Annotated in this window: 2 protein-coding genes; both read right to left on the bottom strand. The window is 53.4% G+C overall.

Features of this window, described 5'->3' with window-relative positions; translation table 11 throughout:
- Positions 1-229: 229 nt before the first annotated feature.
- A complete protein-coding gene (locus tag LOC67_RS03675; protein WP_230261159.1) occupies positions 230-4,540 on the bottom strand; it encodes a cadherin-like domain-containing protein in 4,311 nt (1,436 codons plus the stop codon).
- A 465-nt stretch (positions 4,541-5,005) separates the two neighbouring features.
- A complete protein-coding gene (locus LOC67_RS03680) occupies positions 5,006-7,393 on the bottom strand; it encodes a dockerin type I domain-containing protein (RefSeq protein ID WP_230261160.1) in 2,388 nt (795 codons plus the stop codon).
- Positions 7,394-7,546: the final 153 nt, after the last annotated feature.

The raw sequence follows: 7,546 nt of genomic DNA on the forward strand, positions 1-7,546 counted from the left end.
GACGAACCGTTGGGGACTACAAAACAAAAGCCGCCGATGAAATTTCATCGGCGGCCCGCGGGGCAACGCCACTAATGTAAGGCAGATGGCGTAGTCGGTTTGGGAGAAGTCGCTCGCGATCGCAAACGCTCTCATCCGGCTCACTGAAGAGCTCGACGCCACCTCAATACCAAGCGAAGATTGTCTGGTAATGAGGTGCGGTTGGCAAGATCAGCCGTTTGGCGATGGCCTACATGTCTTGCAAGATTTGATCAATCGCGTTGCGATAGTCTTCGAATTCGTCACGTAGGAGTTCATCGCTGGACTGGACAAAGTTGAAGTCTTGCATCATCCCGAAGAAACGGATGCCTTGACCGTCACCGGTGACAACAAATTGGTTGATGTCCAAGCGAGCCGATTTAACTTCGCCAGCTCCATCGATAATGGTCAGCAACGCGGCATCGCGTGCATCATTCAAGACGACTTCCGCGTACTCGGCATCAAAGTCACCGCTGGCGATGAACATTTGCTGCGTGCCATCGCTGTTCAGGTGCACGGATCCACCAGATGCACCTGAGTCATCACTGCCAGTGTCAACGATGTTGGCATCGAGGTAGGTCTTCGCAAGTAGGTCGATCCGCTGTTGAGTGCCGGACAATCCGATTGCGTTCAGCATTGGGCCCGAGATGGTTTCGCCACCATCTTCGCTGACCACGATCGTGGCTCGCTTGCTGCCGGTATAGACCACCGATGAAGGCAGGTCGTATTCAACAACGTAGGTACCAGGTTCGAGGCCATCGAACGAGTATTCGCCGTCATTGTTGGTCATTACCGATGCGATTTCAGATTCGCCACTACTGGTGACTTGCATCAAGCGAATCGTGACGCTTCCCAATGCTCGTTCGTCAGCGTCACGTACACCATTTCGAATCGGTGTCGCACCGTTGTTGGCGACCTCTTGTTGGTTTTCAACATGGTCAATGAATAGCTGACCAGAGATGGTTGACGGAATGAACAGTGGTTCGTCTTCGCCGATGATTGTCACGGTGGCGGTTTGCGAAACGCTGTTTCCGTTTCCATCGCTGATGTCGTAGCTGACAACGACGACTGCAGTTTCGCCGGTGTTCAAATCGTTGTAAGCCGAAGGTGTGATCAAAAGTCGGTTGTTGGCCGCATCGATCGTGACGCCGCTTGCGTCGCCACTGGTGATCACCGCGTTGATGACCGAAAGTGGATCGTTATCCGGGTCAGCTGCTCCGGCTAGCAAATCTACGACACCATTGTTGTCATCTTCGTCGAACGAAACCGTGATCGGTCCTGTGACCGTTGGGATACCTTCGTCCCGACCTTCGATCGTGACTGTCGCAGTTTGGTTAACGCTGACAGTTCCATCTGTGACCTGGTAGGTAAAGGTGATGACTGCCGATTCGCCGTCATTCAAATCGCCGTAGGCACTGGTATCGATCGAAAGGTTGGCACCAGAACGAGTGACGCCGGCGTCGTCGCCAGTGACTGACACGTTCGAAATCGACAGGGTGTCATTGGTGTCAGGGTCCGTCGCTCCTTGCAACAGTGACGCCGACTGCGTTCCTTGGTCTTCGTTAAACGTAAACGACAGAGCATTTCCAACCGTCGGTGCGTCGTTCACACCAGTGATCGTGATGGTTGCGGTCTGAGCTGCGGAGCCGCCGTTTCCATCGACAACGTTGTAGTTGACGATGACGATTTCAGATTCGCCTGCCGCTAGGCTATTGTAGTAGTTCGGGTCGAAGGACAGCGTGGTATCGTTGACGACCGAGAAAGGTGTTGAATCACCTGAGACCGTTGTGAAGTTCGCGACGGTCAGCGAATCGCTTGTATCCGCATCGGCAGCACCGGCGATCAAATCGACTGTTGTCGTCGAATCATCTTCGGTGACGGTGGCTGTAATCGCAGCACCGACAGTTGGAGCGTCATTAACACCGGTGATCGTGATAGTAGCGGATTGAGGCGTCGAGCCACCGAATCCGTCGATAACGTTGTAGGTGTAGATGATGACTTCGGATTCACCAGCGGCCAATGAGTTATAAGCCGACGGATCGATCGACAAGCTGCTTGTCGAAGTCGTGATTCCGCTCGCGTCACCAGAGGTCAGTGTCAGTCCGTCAACCGAAACAGTGTCGCCGGCATCTGGATCTGATGCACCAGTGAGTAGGTCCAAGCTGGTGCTGTTATCGTCTTCGGTAACGGTCAAGCTCAATGCGTTGCCAACCACTGGTGCGTCGTTGACGCCGGTGATTGTGACCGTAGCGGTTTGTGCAACCGAGCCGCCTTCGCCATCGATGATGTTGTAGCTATAGACGATGGTTTCGGATTGGCCTTGCTGCAGATCGTTATAGACCGATGGGGAAACGCTCAAGCTATTTCCGTTGACGGTTACACCCGAAGCGTCACCGCTAACGAGCGTCAATCCGCTAACGTTTAGTGTGTCCCCAGTGTCTGGGTCGGTCGCACCCGAAAGCAAGTCAACGGTATCGTCACCAGCATCTTCGCTGAAGGTTGCTGTAACGGGGCCTGAGACCGTTGGGTTTTGGTTGGGAGTGTCGCCGTTGATCGTAATCGAGACGGTGGTGTTGACCGTCCCGCCATTTCCATCGGAGACTTGATAGTCGTAAACCACCGTGACGCTTTCACCGTCGTTTAGAGCGGCATAGGCCGAAGGATCGACGGTGATCTGGTTGTTCGTGTCGTCAACGGTGATTCCGGACGCGTCGTCGGTGCCGTTTTGGACGATGTTGATCGCGTCCAAAGTGTCGCTGCTGTCAACATCAGATGCGTTCTGAAGTAGATCGATGGTAAAGGACGTCGCGTTTTCGCTGCGAGTTTCGCTAATCGGTCCTGAGACCACTGGCGGGTCGTTTACACCTGTAACAGTCAACGACAGTGTTTGTCCGACCGAACCGCCGTTGCCATCAATGATGTCATAGGTTGCGGTGATGACAACACTTTCACCGACTGCCAATGTGTTGTACGCCGATGGGTCCAGGTTGACGTTGTTGCCGCTTAAGGTCGCACCGCTGGTGTCGCCAGCTGTGAATGAGAAGTTAGAAACCGACAGGGTGTCGCCGTCGGCATCTGTCGCACCGGAAAGCAAATCGATAACGCTGGTTCCGTCATCTTCGGTTGCCGTCACCGTCAAAGGCACGGGCGAAACGGTCGGTGGAGTGTTGATAACTGCACCGGTGCTGAAGGTCACACGAGCATCTTCATCAATGATGATCATGTCTTCGGTGACAGCGTCGTTCGTACCGTAAAGGGTCAACGGGTCCTGGCCTTCGCCCGGATTGACGTCAACGACCAGAGGATTCGAATCCGAGACTGGCTGATCCAAGAAGACTTCGATACGAAAAGCATCAAATGGTTCGATCAACTGACCGTTATCGTCTGCATCGCGAACACCACGTGGGTTCGCTCCACCAACACCGCCGACTTCATCAAAGCCTTCGGCAAGGCTGTAGTTGCCTCGGTTTAGGAGGTCGTAAAATTCTTCGTTGTCGTTCAGCGTGCGGCTGCGCGTGTCCAAGTTGAATCGCACGGCTGCGGTATTGGGGGTGACGCCATCGGCTTCGAACGGTGCGAATTCGCGGAACGTGAAGTCGACGGTATTGTCGAAGTTTGGCGTAAACGTTAGATCTGGAATATCGACGTTTCCGAGGTCGTCAGCACCGTAGAAGATTTCGAAACCTAGGTTCTGTCCATTCTCGCCCTTCAAAGCGGTCGGCTCTGAGATGCTGAAGTCGCCAGCGTCCATCCCGAAGGTGTTGACCAACGCGTTACTTAAAGCTGCTGAGAAACCGCCTTGGATTTCAGCCAATGAAATGTCAACCGTTGTTGAAGTTCCCTCGCGTCCGACCGTTACGAAACCAGAGCTGCTGCTACGGATGGCTTCGTCGATAACGATCTGCTGGGTTTCTCGAAGAACCGGTTTTAGAATTCCGCCTTGGCTAACACCGATGTCGGTGAAGATCGTAAAGGCACCGAGGTCGTCACCGAAACCTCGAAGGTCGCTGTAAGAAACTTCCAGGAAGAATGAGTTTTCTTCGCCGGTACCGACCGTGATGACACCGTTGGTTTCCGGAAGCAAGTTGTCGTCGGCGTCACGAGCGGTCAAGAACAGTTCAACCAGGGCGGTCATCTGTTCGCCACGGGCAACCGCATTGATAACCGAAAGGGCATCCGATGGGGTGACGGCACCATCGTTATTGGCATCGACCTTTTGTCCAGCGAAGGGGTCAATACCCGAGCCAACGTCTTCGCCTTCACCCAGTGCTCCGGCGTTGTTGACGGCGATGTAATTGATGATCGCCAAAGCGTCACTTGGAGAGATCACGCGATCCTGGTTGACGTCATGGGCGTGCCAATAGTTGTGTGCAGCATTGAAATCTGCGGCCAGCAACTGGCGCTGCTCCAAAGTTTGTGAATTCAACCGTCGCGTATTGCCATTGCGATTGGAGCGACTCTTTTGGGATCGTTCCGCACTCTTGGCTTTCTGACGGCGGAGCAACTGACGCAGGCTTTTCATCTGGAAATCCGGAGAGATGAAGTAGAACGTGTTAGCCGGGACTCGGAATTCGGTCGCAGGGCAGGTCGGAGGAGGTCGTATTCTGCTGGCCAAATCCCCGCATTCCGCTGGAAATGCAGGCCGTAAAAATTAGCCAAGCTGAATATTGGCCCTATATTATCTCCCTCGCCCGCTTTATCAACGTTCTGGTTGGGTGGGAAATCGGACCGTTCCGTGAGGGTTAGACGACTTGCCAACCGACGAGTTCCAGTATTTCCGACTAAATCAGTCCGTCCGGGGACAGCGTTGAGGGAGAATCCCTTGGGAACTCCTGCATATTCCCGCAGAAAACGCCCTCAAAACCTATAAAAGGCTCAATTCGGCGTCTTTGGAGACATCTGCCTGCAGCAGACTATCGGACGAGGGATCACCGACACTTGCGTCCGATGTCGGTTTGCCCGCAGAGTTCAACAATTCGCTAATTCACTAAAAAACAGGACCAAAAAACTCACGTTGGTCGTCTGTTTTTGAATCTTCACGATCGAATTGGGGCTGCAGCGAGAAAAGAAAATCTGCAGCTTGGGAGTCGACGCCATTTTCCGACGAAGTTTTCGAGCTTGAATCGCTCGATAAGGATGTCGTTGAGCTGACGACGGATTCGCCTTCGGCCTCCAGAATCGCCAACATATTGATGACACGCAATGCATCGCTTGGGGAGACAATGCCGTCATTATTGACATCAACGTCAAAACCGGTCAGTTCGTCGCTAGTCAAAGTTCGGAAACCGAGACGGCCAAGGTCGTTAATGACAACTAACGCATCGCGAACCGAAACGAGTCCGTCTCCATTCACGTCACCAGGCATTGCCGTGTTGAAGCGTGGGCTGTCAACTCGCACGACTGGCAGTGCGATCGAGCCCGTCGATTCGTCAATCTCGATAGAGATTTCATCGCCGGCAAATTGGTAGGTGAGGTTGGGCGAGCCAGTTTGGATTTGGTAGGACCCCGCAGCAATCTTATCCAGCGAAAACAATCCGTCTGCTGAAGAGGTTCTGCCGGATTCGCTACCAAAATGAATTCCGTTGATCAGGATTTGCGTCTCGGCATGACCGTAGACGACTACTTTTGAGATCCGACCAAGAGAATCTTCGACCACCACTTGTCCCGATTCGCCAGCAAGCACGAGCGCGCTCGTGACACGGTCAAGTCGGTTGCCATCTGAGTCAAATGCTTCGACGCGTGCATAGCTTCCCGACTGTAGGCCGTAAGTGCCCAGATCGGTTGCCGTGAAATCGATGGTTACAATCCCAGTGCTGTTTTCACTCGTCGCTTGCAATTGGCGATCATCGCCAAAGCTGTCTTTCCACTTGTTTTTCGAACTGTCGTAAGCTTGAAAGACTTGGCCGGCCGCGGGGTCGGAGGTGGACGCGAAGACCGCGACTCGTCCATCGACGTTGTCTCCAATCGCCGTCAAATCTAAATCGCTATTCGGGTCCAAGATGCCGGTATCAAGTGCTGCCGCGGCGAGTGAGTCGTAGTGGAGGTCGCTGCCGTCAGCAAGCTTTAGCTCTAAATTCGCATCGATAAACAGCGGTTCGGATTCATCGCGAACTCCGTTAAGGTTGGAGTCCAGGAATGCGTAGACGCCACCCTGTCCTGTAAATGCTGCAGCCATCCGGTTGGCGGTTAAGACTTCGCTTGTGATACCGGTGGCTGTATCAATTGCACGAAATTCTATGTACGACTCTGAGTCTGCGGCAATTTCTAGGTCAAAAGACACATTCGTATCGTCGGTTTGCAGCAGGCTTTGCCATCCGCCATTGTCAATTTGATACTGCAATTCCCGAACACGAGCCAAGGTAATGTCACTTTGCATCCCTTCGCTGTTTTGATTGGCAAGCGTGTCAACCGAAGCTTCACCTTGAACTCTGTATGACGATGTTGTCGTGTCGTAATAGGCGACCGCATTGAGGATGAGCGGTACATCAGCGACATCGAAAATTCCATCACCATCAGTGTCTTGCCAGCCGATCATCGCCAAGGCAGAGGGCTCGGTGATGAGTTGATTAAAAGCGTCGACGGAGGCGGACCCACCACGCATGATGCTGGGCTGTTGAATGAATCCGGGTGTGGGGTTATCGGAGGCGTTGTAATTCTGTGCGTTGTAATAGCCGCGCTGATCAGTCCAACTTCCTGCACCGGGATACTGGTCGCGTGCCCAAAATATATGTCCCATTTCATGGCTGAACGTCGATGTCGGACGGCCATTGGGAATCACCATGAACAAGCCACCGGCATACGCAAACGCACCGATAAAGCCGCCTTGTGCGAAGAAGCCGTCGTCATCTTCGGATGCGTCCACAACAAAGATCGTAAATGCCCAGTCGGTTTGATAGGTTTGACGCTGAGAGTCGTTAAATAGATGAACGGCACGCTCGATCGAGGGTGCATCTCCATACCCCAGGTCGGTCAGCCAGTCCCCCACGTATCGTTGGAAAGTCTGACTGCTTCGCGAGATCGGCTCATACCCCGTTGAAACGGGCGTCCTGGCGTAGGTGTCGTCGATCACAAAATCCAACGAATGGACTGATGTTTTCGTTGCCAACAGATCTGACCACCAGTCGACGCTGTCCTGGATCTTGGCCAGCGTGGCATCGATTTCCTGCTCGTCCCAATTCTCCGTATCAGGATCGATCGAGCCATCACTTTCGAAAAAGACGGGGGTGACAGTTACCGTCCCAAGCAGGAATTCGCCGGTATCGGTTGGCGTGGCGCCATACGGCATATCGGCGGCCATCAGCTGTCGCTGTTCACAAAGTTGGAACAGAAGCTGGCGTCGCGAATGATGACGAGTGGTTTGTCGCGACTTTTTCATTGATAGTCCTAACACCGATGCTATCTGTGGCGGCATCGAAAATCATGATGGCCTGTATACACAGGGAGCATCATCTGTGGGGTGCAAAATTATTCAGCAAAACACGTTTCACCGTTATTGGACGTGTCGGGACGCGGCGAGGTTCCTGACAAG

This window comes from Stieleria sp. JC731 (assembly GCF_020966635.1).
Lineage (GTDB): Bacteria > Planctomycetota > Planctomycetia > Pirellulales > Pirellulaceae > Stieleria.